General features: G+C 42.1%; 16 protein-coding genes and 1 other annotated feature. All 16 genes read right to left on the bottom strand.

What is annotated here, in order from left to right:
* Window positions 1-12 precede the first annotated feature (12 nt).
* The 16 genes from cobD to FWJ32_RS04025 all read right to left on the bottom strand — a co-directional run bounded on the left by cobD (window position 13) and on the right by FWJ32_RS04025 (window position 17,359).
* Window positions 13-1,095, bottom strand: a complete 1,083-nt coding sequence (gene cobD / locus FWJ32_RS04095; protein WP_162523488.1) for a threonine-phosphate decarboxylase CobD — start codon at window positions 1,093-1,095, stop codon at window positions 13-15.
* A gap of 54 nt (window positions 1,096-1,149) precedes the next feature.
* On the bottom strand, window positions 1,150-3,060 hold the full coding sequence (thrS, locus tag FWJ32_RS04090; protein WP_149544699.1) for a threonine--tRNA ligase: 1,911 nt from the start codon (window positions 3,058-3,060) through the stop codon (window positions 1,150-1,152).
* A 42-nt stretch (window positions 3,061-3,102) separates the two neighbouring features.
* Window positions 3,103-3,302, bottom strand: a binding site (T-box leader).
* A 48-nt stretch (window positions 3,303-3,350) separates the two neighbouring features.
* A complete protein-coding gene (gene dapA / locus FWJ32_RS04085) occupies window positions 3,351-4,235 on the bottom strand; it encodes a 4-hydroxy-tetrahydrodipicolinate synthase (protein ID WP_162523487.1) in 885 nt (294 codons plus the stop codon).
* Window positions 4,236-4,333: 98 nt separating this feature from the next.
* Window positions 4,334-5,608, bottom strand: a complete 1,275-nt coding sequence (locus FWJ32_RS04080; RefSeq protein WP_149544697.1) for a nickel pincer cofactor-dependent isomerase, group 22 — start codon at window positions 5,606-5,608, stop codon at window positions 4,334-4,336.
* An 81-nt stretch (window positions 5,609-5,689) separates the two neighbouring features.
* Window positions 5,690-7,423 (bottom strand): dihydroxy-acid dehydratase, encoded by a 1,734-nt coding sequence (gene ilvD / locus FWJ32_RS04075; protein ID WP_149544696.1) that lies wholly within the window; start codon window positions 7,421-7,423, stop codon window positions 5,690-5,692.
* Entirely contained in the window at window positions 7,413-9,098 is a 1,686-nt protein-coding gene (gene ilvD / locus FWJ32_RS04070; protein WP_149544695.1) for a dihydroxy-acid dehydratase, read from the bottom strand. Before ilvD (FWJ32_RS04070) ends, ilvD (FWJ32_RS04075) begins: the two co-directional genes overlap by 11 nt.
* A 105-nt stretch (window positions 9,099-9,203) precedes the next feature.
* Window positions 9,204-10,112 (bottom strand): 2-hydroxyacid dehydrogenase, encoded by a 909-nt coding sequence (locus tag FWJ32_RS04065; protein WP_149544694.1) that lies wholly within the window; start codon window positions 10,110-10,112, stop codon window positions 9,204-9,206.
* On the bottom strand, window positions 10,109-10,744 hold the full coding sequence (locus FWJ32_RS04060) for a bifunctional 4-hydroxy-2-oxoglutarate aldolase/2-dehydro-3-deoxy-phosphogluconate aldolase (RefSeq protein ID WP_149544693.1): 636 nt from the start codon (window positions 10,742-10,744) through the stop codon (window positions 10,109-10,111). Before FWJ32_RS04060 ends, FWJ32_RS04065 begins: the two co-directional genes overlap by 4 nt.
* A gap of 25 nt (window positions 10,745-10,769) precedes the next feature.
* Window positions 10,770-10,895 (bottom strand): hypothetical protein, encoded by a 126-nt coding sequence (locus FWJ32_RS13680; protein WP_275266230.1) that lies wholly within the window; start codon window positions 10,893-10,895, stop codon window positions 10,770-10,772.
* Window positions 10,879-11,829, bottom strand: coding sequence for a sugar kinase (locus FWJ32_RS04055; RefSeq protein WP_149544692.1), 951 nt, complete (start codon window positions 11,827-11,829; stop codon window positions 10,879-10,881). The genes FWJ32_RS13680 and FWJ32_RS04055 overlap by 17 nt, the downstream gene beginning before the upstream one ends.
* Before the next feature lie 17 nt (window positions 11,830-11,846).
* Window positions 11,847-12,812, bottom strand: a complete 966-nt coding sequence (locus FWJ32_RS04050) for a C-terminal binding protein (protein WP_149544691.1) — start codon at window positions 12,810-12,812, stop codon at window positions 11,847-11,849.
* Window positions 12,813-12,814: 2 nt separating this feature from the next.
* Window positions 12,815-13,579, bottom strand: coding sequence for a fumarylacetoacetate hydrolase family protein (locus tag FWJ32_RS04045; protein WP_149544690.1), 765 nt, complete (start codon window positions 13,577-13,579; stop codon window positions 12,815-12,817).
* Between the two features lie 15 nt (window positions 13,580-13,594).
* Window positions 13,595-14,875: a TRAP transporter large permease gene (locus tag FWJ32_RS04040; protein WP_149544689.1), complete on the bottom strand. Its 1,281-nt coding sequence runs from the start codon at window positions 14,873-14,875 to the stop codon at window positions 13,595-13,597.
* Between the two features lie 2 nt (window positions 14,876-14,877).
* Complete coding sequence (locus FWJ32_RS04035; RefSeq protein WP_149544688.1) at window positions 14,878-15,357, bottom strand: TRAP transporter small permease; 480 nt, start codon at window positions 15,355-15,357, stop codon at window positions 14,878-14,880.
* Between the two features lie 61 nt (window positions 15,358-15,418).
* The gene (locus FWJ32_RS04030; RefSeq protein ID WP_149544687.1) at window positions 15,419-16,456 is read right to left on the bottom strand and encodes a TRAP transporter substrate-binding protein; all 1,038 of its coding nucleotides are present in this window, start codon (window positions 16,454-16,456) and stop codon (window positions 15,419-15,421) included.
* 120 nt (window positions 16,457-16,576) lie between these two features.
* Window positions 16,577-17,359, bottom strand: coding sequence for an IclR family transcriptional regulator (locus FWJ32_RS04025; RefSeq protein WP_149544686.1), 783 nt, complete (start codon window positions 17,357-17,359; stop codon window positions 16,577-16,579).
* Window positions 17,360-17,456: the final 97 nt, after the last annotated feature.

Below are 17,456 nucleotides of genomic sequence, written 5' to 3'. Positions count from 1 at the left end.
AAGCTGTCAACATCAGTTAAAGAAAACATTAAGTAATTTTATTAATTTCTCGTTATCTTCCCTATCGAGTATACAAAATCTAAAAAAAGCATCACTGAGATACGGAAAATTTGACGCATCCCGCACATCCATGGCATATCTTAAAAGATGTTCCCTTAAAGCAGAGGCACTGTGGTTATCCAGTATTTTGCACAAAAAGAAGTTAGCTGTAGTATTGTAAGCTTTTATATTTGTAAAGCGGCTCATTTCTTTAGAAATATATTCTCTTTCTTCCCTGATCAATTTTTTAGATCTCTCCTGATATTCTATATCACCAAATACGGCCTGGCCAGCAACCTGTGCTATAGAACTTACAGTCCATGGGTCCTTTATGAAGAGCATCTTTTCCATGATCTCTTTGTTACTTGTAAGTCCATACCCTATCCTTAGACCAGGAGTGCCAAAAAACTTGGAAATACCCCTTATTATAAACAGGTTGTCAAATTCATTCACAAGTCTGGCTGCACTTACACTATCAATATCCTCTACAAACTCGACATATGTCTCGTCTACAAAGACAAAGCAGCCACATTTTTTAGCCTTCGCTAAAATTTTTATCATATCGTCAGTATAAATGGCCTGGCCGGTTGGATTATTTGGATTGCATACAACCAAAAGATCATGACCTGCTATGCAATTTATTATATCATCCACCTCAGGTACAAAGTCCCTCTCTTCTTTCAATCTGTAGTACTCGTATCTACCACCATTTATCATAATCTCCCTCTCATATTCAGAGTATGTGGGCATCAGTATCAACCCAGATCGGGGGTTTAAGATCTTAAAGAAAAGGGATATCAGCTCTGTGCCACCATTTCCCACAATAATATTTTCAGGTCTAACTCCCGAGTACTTATAGATCGCCTGCCTTAAATCCAGATACTCAGGATCGGGATACTTGGAAAGGATATCGAGATTCTCTATTATTGCCCTCTTTACCGATTCAGGCATACCCAGCGGGTTTATATTCCCGCTGAAGTCTAAAATATCCTCAGGCTTAAAACCATATTCTCTCGCTATGGAATATATATCGCCCCCATGTTTTACTCCTGGCACAAATACCACCTCCATTCAAGATTATACCATAAAAAAGCGGGGAAATACCCCGCTCTAATCTATAGCCTTAGTATTTATCTTCTCCTTCACCATATCTATAAAGGCATCCAGACTCATGCATCCCATGTCTCCGCCTTTTCTTTCTCTCACTGAGACACCACTGGCTTCCACCTCTTTATCTCCTGCAATCAGCATGTACGGTATTTTCTGCATTTCACCCTCCCTTATCTTGTACCCTACCTTTTCATTCCTGTCATCCATATCAGCCCTTATCCCTGTCTCTCTTATCCTGTTTAATACGCAGGCCGCATAATCCTTATGCCTGTCTGTAATCGGTATAACCCTGACCTGAACTGGTGACAGCCACACAGGGAAGGCCCCTGCAAACTGCTCGGTGAGGATTCCTATAAATCTCTCTATGCTACCAAGGATTGTCCTGTGAACCATTACCGGCCTGTGTTTTTCACCATCCGGCCCAATATATACCAGGTCAAACCTTTCGGGCATCTGAAAGTCCAGCTGTATGGTACCGCACTGCCATGTCCTGCCTATGCTGTCTTTTAAATGGAAGTCAATCTTTGGCCCATAAAATGCGCCATCGCCCTCATTCACCTTATAGTTTATCCCCTTTGCCTCTAATGCGTCTCTCAAAGCATCTGTAGCCATGTTCCACTGCTCATCGGTGCCCATAGAATTTTCCGGCCTTGTGGAGAGCTCAACATGGTAGTCAAATCCAAAAAGATTGTAGACATAATCTGCAAGGTCAATCACACCAAGTATCTCATCCCTTACCTGCTCAGGCGTCATGAATATATGGGCATCATCCTGAGTAAAGCACCTCACCCTCATGAGGCCGTGTAAAACGCCAGAAAGCTCGTGCCTGTGGACCAATCCCAGCTCAGCAAGCCTTATGGGAAGTTCCCTGTAGCTGTGAAGATGGGTATTGTAGACCAGTATGGCGCCAGGGCAGTTCATCGGCTTTATAGCGTAGGTAGCCTCATCTATTGTTGTAAAATACATGTTGTCTTTATAGTGGTCCCAGTGTCCCGAACGATGCCACAGTTCCTCATTTAATATTATAGGGGTCTTGATCTCCTGATAGCCTCTCTTAATATGCTCTGCCTTCCAGAAATCCTCCAGTTCATTTCGCAGGATCATCCCTTTAGGATGAAAGAAAGGAAAGCCAGGCCCCTCTTCTTGTATGCTGAAGAGATCCAGCTCCTTGCCCAGTTTCCTGTGGTCTCTCTTTTTAGCCTCTTCTAACATATTCAGGTAATCATCCAGGTCCTTTTGTCTTACAAAGGCTGTGCCGTATATCCTCTGCAGCATCTTGTTATGCTCATCACCCCTCCAGTAAGCACCCGCTACAGAGAGCAGTTTAAACGCCCTTACCATGCCAGTGGATGGCAGATGCGGGCCCGCACACAGGTCAGTGAATTCCCCTTGAGTATAAAAGGTGATTGTAGCATCATCAGGAAGTGCCTCTATAAGCTCTACCTTATACGGCTCATCCTTTTCTCTCATAAACTGCAGTGCCTCTTCTTTTGTCTTTACTTCCCTTATTACTGGATAGTCTGCCTCAACAATCTTCTTCATCTCTGCCTCTATGGCTGCAAAATCTTCAGGCGTAAAGGGCCTATCGATATCAAAATCGTAGTAAAAACCCGTTTCAATTGCCGGACCAATTGCCAGCTTTGCTCCCGGGAAAAGTCTCTTTACTGCCTGTGCCATGACGTGTGAGGCAGTATGTCTGAGTATCCTTCTGCCGTCTTCATCCTCAAATGTGAGTATCCTTAAACGGCAATCCTTATTCAGAGGGTGCCTTAGCCCAACTACACGGTTGTCCTCCATACCACCCAAGGCATTTTTTGCCAGGCTACTACCTATCATCTTTGCTACATCTATCACTCTTGTGCCCTCTTCTACCTCTATTATGCTTTCATCTGGCAATGTCACTTTAACCATACAAAATCACTCCTTCACAATAAAATTAACCCCTTCATCCCATGCAGGGACGAAGGGGTCTTCGTGGTTCCACCCTAATTACTTCTCAATAAGATAACGGCTCTGCCGGTGAGGCTTACTATATTTCAGCCCACAGCTTCGAGATGGTCTTCGCCCTGTTTGTCGCTTAAAGGTACTTTCAGCCGGTGGTACCTTCTCTCTTTAAAGCCTCCCAGGGTTACTCTTCTCTTCATCGCTTTTATTGTGATATATTATAGCATATATTAAAGTATTGTCAACACCCTGAACGTTTAAATGTCCTCCAGTATGCTCTGTATATCCCTTACCTCTACCTCTGTAAGGCTGGCATGGGGCAACCTCACCTTTGGATTTCTTGTAATATTTAATATCTCTAATGCCTTCTTCAAGGCAACCATAGACACCGGGTTAAAGTCATACAGCTTCATGAGTTTCAATATCTTTGAATTGTATTCTCTAATGGATTCCCAATCACCAGCAATGAAGGCCTTGTATAAAGACACAAACACATCGGGACGTATGTTGGCCAGTGCACCTATTACACCATCTCCACCCATGATAAGGGTATTGATTGTGTGGTCATCATATCCGCATAATACTGAAAAATCAGGGCGTATAGACTTGACCTCCAGTATCATCTTCCTGATATGTGAAACACTCTCAATGGTCTCTTTGATACCAACCAGATTTTCGTACTCCATGGCAAGGTGGGAAACAGTTTGAGGAGATATATTATTTCCGGAAAGGTCAGGATAGTTATATATAAGTATATGTATGTCAGTATGTTTAAAAATCTTTCTATAGTAGTGGTAAAGCTCCTCTTGAGTAAGCCGCAGATAATATGGCGTAATGACAACAGCGGCGTCTGCCCCTACTTCTTTTGCATAATTGGTAAGCTCCACCGTTTCATAAATGTTTGTTGAGCCTGTCCCAACCAGTATGGGAACCCTCTTACCAGCAGCTTCTACAGCCCATTTGATAATTTGTTTTCTCTCATCGGTATTCATGTGCATAAATTCACCTGTGGTACCCATATAGAAAAGGCCGTTCACACCGCTTTCTATTAACCTGTTCATCTGAATCTCATTGGCCTTGAAATCTATTTTCCTATCATCATCAAAGAGGGTAACCGTTGGGACAATAACTCCTTTAAACAATTTAACCACCTCATCCGTACATAGTAGGAACCAGAAAAACGATTCCTCTAATTACATTTTAACCGGAAATTGTATCAAAGTAAAGAGAAGAGAAAAATTTAGAACAGGTTGCCTTCATCATCAAAATCCATTTCATGAGGAACTTCAATTATGTCAATATCTTTATTTTCCTTGGCCAACGGGAGCAGTGCCTCAGAGATCCATATTTCCTCCAATTTAAGTGTGTTCTTTATCCTTACCATCCTTATACCCTCCGCCGGATTTCTGTTGCATGTCTTAATTGCAGCCTTTATAGCAAGTTCGTCATTTTTTAATATCATTGGTATCTTGACAGGGCCAGTAACGGTGGATGTCAGGGCATTGGGATATGTCTCTTCCAATTTCATCTTATTCATAAATCTTCTGGTTGTAAAATCCGCAGTGCCTATACCGTTGCCGTTGCCATGGGATTCGCTGGTAAGGTCCAGTACCACCATCTTTGATACCTTTGGTCCGCCTGATGCATAGGGAGTAGGATATCTCCCTGTTATATTAGGGTCCATTCCATCCCCACTGATGTTCTTCCCTATTTCATCAATCACCAGGACATCTATCTCATTAAACATGATACGCGGCATATTTTCTTTGGCTATTCTTAACAGTGCTGGTTCCTCAGCCCTTATTTCTTCTTTTCTGAGTGCAACTATCTTCGCCGTTTCATCATAGGCGTTTTCAATCAGGCCTACGGCAAATGGTATGTTTACCTTCTGAAGTACCACATCAGCTATCTGGGTTATGTTTCTGTGCATTTCGCCAAAACCCGCTGCGTGACACGTTTCTGCACCCTTTTGCTTGCCAAGTCCTATGGCTATCATCTTCTGAAGGCCGCTTTCTACATCACCCCTGAAAGCAGTATGCGGTTTTATCCTGTTTAAGAGGATAATAGCATCCATTGTTGAGGCATACTTATCAAGGTATACGTCAAGGCCATTTGCCGTCTCTCCTATCTTTACTACCTCCATTGAAGAGAGGATGGGTGCCCCTGTATACTCTTCCGTAATACCAAGGCTTTCTAAGACTTCTTTTTGTCCCAGGGCTGTTGCTCCGCCGTGGCTTCCCATACAGGGGATTATGTATGGTTCTGCACCGACGCATTTTATGTTTTTTACAATCTCTCTTAATACAAGTGCTATATTGGCTATGCCACGGCTGCCGGCAGTAATTCCTACCCTCTGGCCAGGCCTTATCCTTTCAATGATATCGCCTTTATGCAGTTCGTGATGTATGGCATCAGGAATGTCTTCAGGGACAATCCTGTCCGATTTGAAGTGTTGTTTTATCTTAACCATTTTTGGTATTTCCACATCTTTGATTAAGTCTTCAATTACACTCATGTTTACGATCATCCCTTTCTTAATCCTGGTGCAAGAAGTCTACCTGCGAATGATAGCAACATCCATGCACCTGATAGAATATTATATCTCCATATATCCACCCTTCATTGCAGATACAGCAAGTTTTGAATACACACCCAGCACACCGGACTTGAACCTGCTTTCAGGTTTAATCCATTTGTTTTTTCTCTCAACCAGTATGCGCTCAACATCTTCAGGAAGAAGTTCCTTGCCATTTATTCCTACTATATCCAGCATTCTCCCGGGTATATCAATTAAAATAATGTCGCCATCTTCTATAAGAGCTATAGGCCCTCCTTCTGCGGCTTCGGGCGATACATGGCCTATGCATGGCCCCCGTGACGCACCAGAAAACCTGCCGTCAGTGACCAGTGCAGTTGTAGAGACCAGTTCCGGGTCTGAGGCTAATGCCTCCGTGGCATAGAACATCTCGGGCATGCCAGACCCTTTAGGTCCTTCGTATCTTACTATAATGACATCCCCCGGTTTAACTGTCCTCTTTATAATCGCATTCAAGGCATCTTCTTCGCTGTCAAACACTCTGGCCTGGCCTTTGTGTACCAGCATATCCTTTGACACTGCCGAGTGTTTTACCACAGCACCATCAGGAGCCAGATTCCCCTTCAGTATTGCAATAGAGCCATTGGACTGTATCGGGTTATCTATTGGCCTTATAACATCCTCTCTTTTTAACCCGAATTTACTCAAGTAACCAGCGGAAAGTTTAAAGTACCCACTATCCTCTAAATCCTTTAGGTTCTCACCAAAAGTCTTGCCGGTAACTGTCATCACATTCAGATTCAGATAGCCTTTCAACTCTCTCATAACCGCAGGTACACCACCGGCATAATAAAAATACTCTGTAGGGTATTTCCCAGAAGGCTTTACATCTGCCAGGTAAGGTATCCTTCTGTTTATCTCATCAAACACCTCAGGCTCAAGCTCTATCCCCACCTCATGGGCCACCGCAGGCAGGTGCAAAAGTGCATTGGTAGAGCCTCCAATTGCCGCATGTACAATGATGGCGTTTATAAACGCTTCTCTGGTAAGGATGGTACGTGCTGTTATGTTATTCTCTATGAGATACTTAATCTGTTTGCCTGCCTTGCGTGCCATCTTACCAAGGGTATTGAATGAGGTTGGGATCAAGGCGCTGCCGGGCAGGGCCAGGCCCAGTGCCTCTGCCAGTACCTGATGGGTACTGGCTGTTCCCATAAACTGACAGGCCCCACATGACGGGCATACGTTTAGCTTGTAGAACCTATATTCGTCTGCCGACATCTTTCCCCGCTCATAATCTGCAGCAAAAGTCCCTACCTGTTCCAGTGTGAGGCCGCCAAAGCCTGTAATCATGCTGCCACCCGGCACATGAATCGTAGGCATATCCAGCCTGGCCGCAGCTATAAGATGGGCTGGTATTGCCTTATCGCATGATGATATCAACACAAGGCCATCATAGGGTTCTGCTGTAGCATGTATCTCTACCATATCGGCAATTATCTCCCTGGAAGCTAAGGAGAAGTTCATACCATCATGTCCCTGGGCTATACCGTCACATATATCTGTAGCATAGGAATTTGCAGGCTTCATGCCCGATTCCCATACCCCTTTATCCACTTCACCTACCAACAGATCTAAATGAAAGCTCCCCGGATGACTCTGTCCATAGGTACTCTCCACAAGTATCTGGGGCTTTTCAAGATCCTCTTCAGACCAGTCCATTCCATGCCTCAAAGGGTCAATCTCTGACCCAACCCCTCTGAGTTTCTGACTCTTCAGTTCCCTACCTGTCATATCGCAGCACAGCCCCCTTGTCAGCAGAACTTGCCAGTTTAGAATACAGGTAAAGATATCCTTCCTTAATCTTAGGCTCTGGCTGCACCCATTCTTTTTTTCTTGCGTTAAGCTCATCATCACTTAACTCTATATTCAAGCTTCCGTTTGTTATGTCTATATCAATGATATCCCCGTCTTTCACAAGCGCTATGGTGCCACCCTCAAAAGCCTCAGGAGATATATGTCCCACAAAACATCCATTGTTAGAACCCGAAAATCTGCCATCGGTTATTAGAGCAACGTCTTTTGCAAGTCCCATGCCGGCTAAAAGCTTCATGGGTTTGAACATCTCAGGCATACCAGGTCCTCCCTTAGGCCCCTCATATCTTATGACCAGCACCATACCTTTTTCCACCTTTCCTGCCTCTATATAGTCTATGGCATCCTGCTCACTGTCAAATACCTTTGCCTTGCCCCTAAAATGCCACAGGGCTTCAGATATAGCAGCAGGCTTTGTTATAGAGCCATCAGGTGCCAGGTTTCCTTTAAGTACGGCCAGGCCACTGTCCCTGTGGAACGGACTATCTATACTCCTGATAATCCTATCATCCCTAACCTCTGCACCGGAGATATTCTCCCCAACAGTCCTGCCATTTACAGTCAACGCACCTTTGTGTAGGAGACTCTCTATCTGTTTCATGACTGCAGGTACACCTCCTGCATAGTAGAACTCGGCACATCCATACGGACTCGCCGGCATTATAGCCGCCACATGCGGAGTTTCTCTGGCAAGCCTATCTAAGTCGTCTAACGTAAGGTCAACCCCAGCCTCCATGGCTATTGCTATGATATGAATGGCCAGGTTTGTAGAACCACCTATGGCCAGTGCGAGTCTTATGGCATTCTCTATAGACATTTTATTTATTATATCTCTTGCCGTGATACCCTTTTCAATAAGCTGCATTATAGCCTTCCCTGTCTCCTTCGCTGCTCGCAGTCTCAGCGCCTCCGTCGGCGGTATCATGGCACTGCCGGGCAGGCTCATCCCCATGGCCTCAGCCACACAGCACATGGTGTTAGCAGTCCCCAGCATAGCACAGGAGCCAGGGGAAGGACATGCCGTATCCTCAAGCAGGCAGTAGTCATTCAGCGTCAGCTTTCCTGCCTGTAAGGCACCCAATCCCTCTTGCACAGCCGAACTATCCACCATCTCTCCACCATAGGGGTTCTCTTTTTTAAATTTCCCCGAGGGCATTGGTCCACCATTTATGAATATAGAGGGCATGTCCAACCTTGCAGCAGCCATAAGCATGCCCGGGACCACCTTATCGCATGAGCCAATGAGCACCATGCCGTCCAGTCTGTGGGCCTGAATCATCATCTCTATGCTGTTTGCTATAAGGTCCCTTGTTGGCAGAATATATCTCATTCCCAGATGACCCTGGGCTACACCATCACAGGCTGCTATGGTAGAAAACTCTACCGGCGTACCACCAGCAGCAATAACGCCTTCCTTCACTGCTCTCGCAATATCATTTAGCATAAAATGTCCCGGTACTATGGTATTCCAAGAATTGACTATGGCTACAATCGGCCTGGCCAGTTCCTCATCAGTATACCCCATTGACTTATACAGCGACCGGTTCAATGACCATTCCGGCCTGGCCAGTATATCCTTACTCCTCCAAAACAATTTGCCAACCCCCTTTTGTTACGCATCATTAACATTTCAATACAATAGCCCCCATCCATTCGTGTCAATAACATACCTCACTAAATTATTTCTGTAAAATCACGCCTATACCACGTTTATATTTGATTCGCCCTTTAAGAACCTGTCAATTTCCATAACGACGGCATCATCCATTTTTTTAGCAGTATCAATGGTGGCAGAACCTATATGTGGCGTCGGCACAAAGTTTGGTAGTCTTAAAAGTGGACTACCCACAGGAGGTTCATTTATGAAAACATCACTGGCAGCACCAGCAATCCTGCCCTCTTCTAATACGTAATACAGGGCCTCCTCATCTACAAGAGCTCCCCTGCCAACATTTATAAGATATGAAGTCCTTTTCATAAGATTTAATCTGTCGGCATTTATGATACCCATTGTTTCCACACCAAGTGGCAGGTGCAACGTAATAAAGTCTGCAGAACTCATAAGCTCTTCTATATTCACATACCTTGCCCTATAGTCTTTTTCCACATCCTCCTTTCTGCTCCTGTTGTAATAAATAATATTCATATTAAAGGCATTGGCCCTCCGTGCCACCTCTCTACCGATCTCACCCATGCCTGCAATACCTATGGTCTTACCGGAAAGGTCTACGCCCATCATCTTTCCCCAACGGCCATTTCTGGCATCCTCTATATTTAAGAGCAATTTCCTCGACAATATGAGCATAAGGGCAAAGGTTAACTCTGCTACAGCTTCTTTCATAACGGATGCGACCCTGGTTACAATGATACCTCTTTTATGTGCCTCTTTAACATCGATATTGTCTATACCTGTACCTCTCCTGCATAAAAGCTTCAGGTTCTTGGCTGCCTCAAAAAAATCCCTGCTACATCTTTCATTACCAGCAATGCAGATGTCCGCACCTGATAATTCATTATAGTCGTAGAGCACCTCAAGCCCCATCTCCTTCAGTCTTTTAACACCGTCAGTCCCATGGCCAAATGATTTCGAGGTTATAAGGACTTTCATAGCACACAGGCCTCCACAAATTTTCTTGCTATATCCTCTATCTTATCAAAGTCACCGACCCTGACGGCCTCCCTGTCTATAAGCGCAGAGCCAATACCAAATGCTTTAACCCCTGCTTTCTTGAATTCAGAGATATTATCTATTGTTACTCCCCCTGTGGCCATCAGCGGTATATGAGATAATGGTCCCAGCACCTCCTTAAAATAGGATGGACCCAGAGAACCGGCTGGAAATACCTTTACCATCTCAGCACCGTTTTCATATGCAGTCAGTATCTCTGTCGGCGTCATGGCTCCAGGTATGCAGGGTTTCCCATACCTGTTGGCTGTCTTGATTACATCAATATTTAACGTAGGGGTTACAATATACTGGGCCCCAGATATAATGGCTATCCTGCATGTCTCAGGGTCCAGTATCGTCCCGGCACCTATGCAGAGCCTATCCCCATACATTGATGCCATATCTCTGATAAACTCAAAAGCCCCATCGCTGTCTGCCGTTACCTCGACGCATTTGATGCCTCCATCAGTCAAGGCCTTTAACACCCCATCAAACCTATCTTTATCTACCCTTCTCATTATAGCTACTATACCATTCTCTATTAACCGATTAAGAATCTCATACTTATACATTAATCACCACTCCTTTTTCCTTTACTTATACAACAAAACCAATAATACCATGTCCCGCCCTGATTGCTCCAGTTGTCCTCTTTTCATAACACCGCTCAGAACCATTGAAAATACTGATATCCACTTTGATACTGCTATCTGTCAACCACATTCCGTTCTCCTCTAAATTCCATGACCTCTTCCATCGTTGGCAGTCCCTCCACATCACCATTTACAGTAACAACAAACGCCCCAACATCATTAGCCAGTTTGGCACACTCTATAATGTCCCAGCCGTTTAAGATTCCTGTAATAAAACCAGCGTCAAATCCGTCCCCGGCACCTACAGGGTCAACTATATTATCAATAACCCTTCCGTGTACCCTTTGAATAATATCCTTTTCTGCCACAACACATCCATCCTTACCCATCTTCATGGCAACAGTCTTTATACCCATACCCAGGAACTTCCTGCAATAGTCTTCCGGGCTTCCTTCTCCCAACAAAAACCTCGCCTCTTCAATGCCCGGCATTATAATGTCCACCTTACCAGCTATATCCAGTATGGTATTTCTGCATTCCTCTTCGCTCCACAGCTTTTTCCTTATGTTTGGGTCAAAGCTTATAGTAAGGTTATGTTTACGGGCAATCTCTATTGACTTATATACAGTCTCTTTGGCACTCGTACTCAGTGCCGGTGTTATGCCTGTAATATGAAGAATTTTTGCCTTTGACATATAATCTTCATCCAGGTCCTCGGGTCTCATCCTGCTCGCCGCAGAACCAGCCCTGTAATAGTATACCTTGGGGTTTCTCATCTCGTGGAATTCCTTAAAATACACAGCAGTGGGCGCCTCATTATCGACCCTTACCCTGCTTGTATCCACTCCCTCACCCCGTATAAAGGAGACCAGATATTTACCAAAAGGGTCATCGCCTACCTTGCTTATCCAGCCAGCAGTGTGGCCCAACCTGACTATCCCAATAGCAAAATTCGATTCAGCACCGCCTACCTGTTTCTGAAAGTAGTTGACATACTGCAACGAACCGGTACATGTCGGGCTGAATAGTATCATGGTTTCACCGATCGTAACAACTTCCGGCATTTTTATACCTCCTAAGATTAATCCCTGATGTTTACAGAATTTAATGGTTTATTCCCTGTCAAAACCCTTACTACCTCTTCAGCGGCCTTTCTCTGCAGGTCTGCCTGAGCCTCTTCAGAGTACCATGCCATGTGTGGTGTGATTATCACATTGTCAAAAGATAGCAATCTGCTGTCTTTACCCAGAGGCTCTTTCTCTGTAACATCAAGAGCCGCCCCTGATAGAACACCATTTTCAATGGCATCAGCCAGTGCTTCCTCGTCTACAACGGGTCCTCTCGATGTGTTTACTAAATATGAACCTCTTTTCATCTTTGAAAATGTTTCCTTATCAAACAGGTGATAGGTATCCCTTGTTAGCGGAGTATGCACAGTAATTATATCCGATTCCTCGAGCAGTGTCTCGAACTCAACCCTTTTAACCTCATATTGATGCAAAATATCATCATTTACGTAGGGATCGTATACCAAGATATTAAAGCCGAATGGCCTGGCCTTCCTTGCAACCTCTCTCGGTATCCTCCCAAAACCTGTTATGCCAAGGGTCAATTTAGTAGTCCTGTAAATTGGTTTTGAAAGCTTAAAGTCCCATGTTCCACGTTTAACAATATTTGACATTTCTGTTATTTTCCTAATGGACCCTAAAATAAGTGCCATGGCATGGGTCGATACCTCTTCAACACCATAGTCCGGGACATTGCATATATACACTCCATGTCTCGTAGCAGACTCTACATCAACACAGTCCACACCAACACCGTATCTTACAACTATCCTGAGATTCTTTAGCTCCTCGAACACACTCTCTGTAACAGGTGCATACTGTACCAGAAGAGCATCAGCATCTTTCGCCATATTAATAACATCTTCATCAGTTCTGCACTGCAGTGGTATAAAATCAGCATCAATCCTCGATATTACACTCCTTTCATTTTCCAGCGTCTCATACTCATAGTCAGTCACATAAACCTTATATTTCGCCATCGTTATCCTCCTATGACCTTATTTGTAATAGTGCCTATGTTCTCTATACTTCCTTCCAGTACATCCCCAATCTTTAACTCAGAGGCTCCAGCCGGAGTGCCGGTAATAATTACGTCACCAGGCAGTAAAGTCATTATTTTAGATACATAACCTATAAGGTATGGAACACTAAAAATCATGTTGCAGGTGCATGAATCCTGTGTGGTAACGCCATTCTGCCTCATAGTTATCCTGAGTTTAGATGGGTCTATACCTGTAACTATATAGGGCCCCAGTGGCAAAAATGTATCAAACCCCTTCCCTATGTCCCATGGACCATACTTTCCCAAAAGGTCTTTAGCAGTAACATCATTGGCAATTGTATAACCAAAAACATAGTCCAAAGCCTTATCTTCAGAAACATTTTTTGCCTTTTTCCCAATTACCACAGCCAGTTCTACCTCATACGTCACCACTTTGCTCATTGCAGGGTAGATGATAGGGTCATATGGACCTATTATGGTCGTTGGCGGTTTTAAAAACACGATTGGCTCTACAGGTGTGCTTGCATTGGTCTTTTCCACCGCATCTTTGTAGTTCAAGCCAATACCAACAATTTTTGAGGGCTCACATGGGGCTGAAAGTTTTATTTCATCCAAAGGATATGATTCTTCTGTTACAGTGTACTCAGTAAAAATATCTCCATTAACCTTCAAAACTTGATTGTTTTCTAACAAGCCAAAGAAATCTTTATGTGTCTTGTCATTGATTTTAACAAATATTTCCAATAGATAACCATCTCCTTAAAATAGATTTGGAATAAATAACACTAATTGTGGCATCAATGTAAGGAAAAATAATAATGCAACATACAGAAGTATATAAGGTAATAAGGCTTTAGCAAGATTCATCATAGTAATTTTCGTCAGCCCACATCCTACATAAAGGACTGTGCCAACTGGCGGTGTAATCAAACCAATACACAGTACGATAACCATGATTATGCCGAAGAACAGAGGATCAATACCAATGCTCTTAACCAACGGTACAAATATTGGACCAAATATAAGCATAGCGGGTGTCAAGTCTAAAACACAGCCTACAGCTAATAGAAGAATGTCAATTAAAAGTAAAATTGCATACTTATTTTGGGTAATGCCAAGTAAAAAGGATGCTAAGTCCTGTGGTACATGGCCAACAGTTACCATATACGCTACAGAAGAGGCCGTAGCAGCTACAAATATAACTACCGCTGTAGAACGTGCTGATTTGATTAAAATTTGTGGAATGTCTTTTATTGAAAGTTCTTTATAAATAAACAAGCATACAAATAAAGCATAAAAGACTGCTATAACCCCCGACTCCGTAGGAGTAAACACACCGCTTACTATACCACCCAAAATTATTACAGGTAAAATCAACGCCCATATTGCTCCTAAAAAACTTTTTAAAAGCCTTTTACCAGAAAATTTGATAGTGGTTTTAGGTTGATAGCCCTCTTTTCTAACAATAAAATACCAAATCGACATAATACCCAGTCCGGCAATTATTCCTGGCAAGAAACCGCCCAAAAATAATTTTGCGATTGAGACGCCAGCCAAAACGCCATATAGAATCATTGGATAGCTTGGAGGAATTATAGGGCCAATACATCCAGCAGCACAAATAAGAGCTGTGCTTTTTTCTTTATCATATCCTTCTTTTAACATAACTGGTGCTAATATAGAACCAATTGCCGAGGTATCAGCTACTGCAGTTCCAGATACACCAGCAAAGATCATCCCTGAAATAACTGTTGCATAGCCAAGACCACCTCTCACATATCCTACAAGTTCATTTGCAAAGTCAACTATTCTTTTCGATAATCCACCTGCAGTCATTATCTCGCCTGCCATCATAAAAAATGGTATAGCCATTAAAGCATAGTTATCAGTACCAACAATCATGTTTTGTGGTATAACCTGAAATGTATTCAAATCTAATACCAGCATCAACACAAAGCTAGTTAATAAAAGAGAAAAGGAGACAGGAACACCAATAAGTAAAAAGGCAAAAAGCGATATTAAAAAAGAAGCTATGACCATTATTATTCACCCCCTTTAACCCACAATTTAATTAATTTGTATATTAATACAATTAACATTATCATACATGAAATTGGAGCAATCATGTAAACATATCCAAAAGGAATTTTACTTGCTGGAGCAGGCCAATCAAGACTTAATGCGGAAAACTGATATCCATAATAAATGACCAATATTAAAATAAAAGTTATAACTAAATATGCAATAAGCGAAATAAATTTTTTTAAATTACCATGCAGCCTTGCCGTTAAGATATCCAGACCAAGATGTTCGTCATAATAGAAATTTATAACTGCACCTATAAAGACAACCCAGATTAGTAAAAAGCGAGCTACTTCTTCAGCCCATGGTATTGACGAAGACAAGATAAAACGTTCTATAACATTAATAAAAACTATTACAGCCATTAAACCCAAAAGTAATGCACAAATATAATTTAAGCCCTTAATTATTACTTTTAAACTTTTTTCAAATAATTTCATGCATAACACCTCCTTAAAGCATTTGAAGATGAGCGGCGCTTTAAGCCGCTCATCAAAAAACCTATTTTACGGATTTTATTTCCTCAACTATAGGTTTAATATCAGGATATTGCTTATACCATTTTTCATAAACTGGTTGGGAAGCCTCTCTAAAAGGCTCTAAATCAGGATAAGTAATCTCAATGCCCTTTTCATTCAAAGTCTTTAATATATCCTTTTCCTGCTCCAAGAATAAATTAATTTCGTAATCTGCGGATGCCTTTGCTGCATCCGAAATAATTTGTTGTTGTTCAGGGGTCAGGCTTTGCCAAAATTTTTCATTTATAACATAAATGTTTGGTCCAAAGATATGATTTGTGATTGCTAAGTATGGCTGAACCTCATACCACCCTGAAGTATACAAAGTCACGGCAGGGTTTTCCTGGCCATCAACTGTCTTTTGTTGTAATGCAGTAAATAACTCTGTCATTGGCATCGTAACTGTACTAAATCCCAATGCACTTAAAGAATCTATAAATATCTGATTTTGAGGAACCCTTAACTTAATATCTTTAGTATCGTCTATAGCGTTTATTGGGTGCTTTGAGTTGGAGACCACTCTAAAGCCGTTAACAGAATATGCAAGAGGTCTTGTCCCCATCTCTGTCATACCTTCAGTAACTTTATTCATAATTTCTTCATTCTTCAACACTTTAATTGCATGCTCATAAGAATCAAACAAATATGAAAATTGAAGTATATTCAGCTTTGGTAATGATTCACCTTGAATGAGACCGGGAAGTCCCATCTCAATAGTGCCCATTCTTACACCCTCTGTAAATGTTTTCTCGTCGCCCAATTGATTATTATCATAAATTTCTACTTTGATAGAACCGTTGCTCTTCTCCTCTACTTGTTTTTTAAATACTTCCCTTAATGCTACATTTTGAGGGTGATCGGGTGGAAAATATGTTGCAAACTTAATTGTTAGTTGTTTTGCCTGTTCCTGAGAGGACTGTTGAGCATTACCATTTGGTGCTGTATTCTGGCTGCTGCCACAACCAGTTATAGTGGATATAACCAAAATAGCCAAAAAAAGAATAACTAAAAACCTTTTCATTTTACCCCTCCTAATTCCCTATATTTTGTTTCATAATATGAAATATGGTTTTAGATTATGTTTATATTTTTACCACCCCTTTTAAAATAGACTAATACATCTATTGTTTAATCCAGCATGTTACACACCTCTTTCCTTTATCAAAAAGCCCATTTCCCTCGATATCTTTATTGTGTACTCCCTTATCAAATGTACTAATTCTGGAATCCTTTCTTTTGTAACACGTATCGTAGGACCAGATATGCTAACTGCTGCAACTGTTTCTCCATTGTAATTTAATATTGGTGCTGCCACACACCTTATCCCTTCCTCATTCTCTATATCGTCAATTGCATAACCCTGATTCCTTATCCTGGCCAGCTCTTCCTTCAATTTGACAGGGTCTGTAATAGTATTTTCAGTTTTCTTCGGTAACCCTTTCTCTATAATGAATTTATCAACTTCTTCCTCACTTAAAGAGGCAAGAAGAACCTTCCCTACTCCACTGCTGTGCAGTGACACACGTTTTCCTACCTGCGAATACATTCTTATCGTGCCGAAAGAGTTATCTACCTTATCGATATAGACACCCTCATACCCGTCAAGTACAACCAGATGGACTACCTCACCAGTGATTTTTGATAATTCATCAAGGTATGGGTGGGCGATTTTCCTGATATCAAGTCTTTCCATCACAGCACTGGATAGTTCCATGAACTTATAACCCAGCTTATACTTACCATCGCTGTCCTGCATGATATATCCATAATACTGGAATGTTGCAAGAATTCGAAAGACAGTGCTTTTATTAAGCCCTACCTCCTTCGAGAGGTCAGTTAGCGCAATGCCATAAGGGTATTTAGCCATTATCTCCAGTATCTTTATTGTACGCTCTAAGACCTGAACATTATATGAGTCATTCATAGATAGCACCTGTTTCATAATATAAAATTGAGTTTTATTTTTGTAATATATGTATTCTACATAAAATCAAAAAATCCTCCCTGCCCTTCAAAAATTT

This window comes from Calorimonas adulescens (genome assembly GCF_008274215.1).
In the GTDB taxonomy this organism is placed as follows: Bacteria; Bacillota; Thermoanaerobacteria; order Thermoanaerobacterales; family UBA4877; genus Calorimonas; species Calorimonas adulescens.
Note: the sequence above shows the minus strand (reverse complement) of the source record. Positions and strands in the feature narration are given on the sequence as shown.

Bases quoted from the DNA above. Each gene is read 5' to 3' on its own strand.
- ilvD (WP_149544696.1), bottom strand. From the start codon at position 7,423: ATGACAGGTAGGGAACTGAAGAGTCAGAAACTCAGAGGGGTTGGGTCA.
- FWJ32_RS04060 (WP_149544693.1), bottom strand. From the start codon at position 10,744: ATGTATAAGTATGAGATTCTTAATCGGTTAATAGAGAATGGTATAGTA.
- FWJ32_RS04050 (WP_149544691.1), bottom strand. From the start codon at position 12,812: ATGGCGAAATATAAGGTTTATGTGACTGACTATGAGTATGAGACGCTG.
- FWJ32_RS04025 (WP_149544686.1), bottom strand. From the start codon at position 17,359: ATGAATGACTCATATAATGTTCAGGTCTTAGAGCGTACAATAAAGATA.
- FWJ32_RS04040 (WP_149544689.1), bottom strand. From the start codon at position 14,875: ATGGTCATAGCTTCTTTTTTAATATCGCTTTTTGCCTTTTTACTTATT.
- FWJ32_RS04065 (WP_149544694.1), bottom strand. From the start codon at position 10,112: ATGAAAGTCCTTATAACCTCGAAATCATTTGGCCATGGGACTGACGGT.
- FWJ32_RS04055 (WP_149544692.1), bottom strand. From the start codon at position 11,829: ATGCCGGAAGTTGTTACGATCGGTGAAACCATGATACTATTCAGCCCG.
- FWJ32_RS04030 (WP_149544687.1), bottom strand. From the start codon at position 16,456: ATGAAAAGGTTTTTAGTTATTCTTTTTTTGGCTATTTTGGTTATATCC.
- thrS (WP_149544699.1), bottom strand. From the start codon at position 3,060: ATGGTTAAAGTGACATTGCCAGATGAAAGCATAATAGAGGTAGAAGAG.
- FWJ32_RS04080 (WP_149544697.1), bottom strand. From the start codon at position 5,608: ATGAGTGTAATTGAAGACTTAATCAAAGATGTGGAAATACCAAAAATG.
- FWJ32_RS04035 (WP_149544688.1), bottom strand. From the start codon at position 15,357: ATGAAATTATTTGAAAAAAGTTTAAAAGTAATAATTAAGGGCTTAAAT.
- FWJ32_RS13680 (WP_275266230.1), bottom strand. From the start codon at position 10,895: ATGTGGTTGACAGATAGCAGTATCAAAGTGGATATCAGTATTTTCAAT.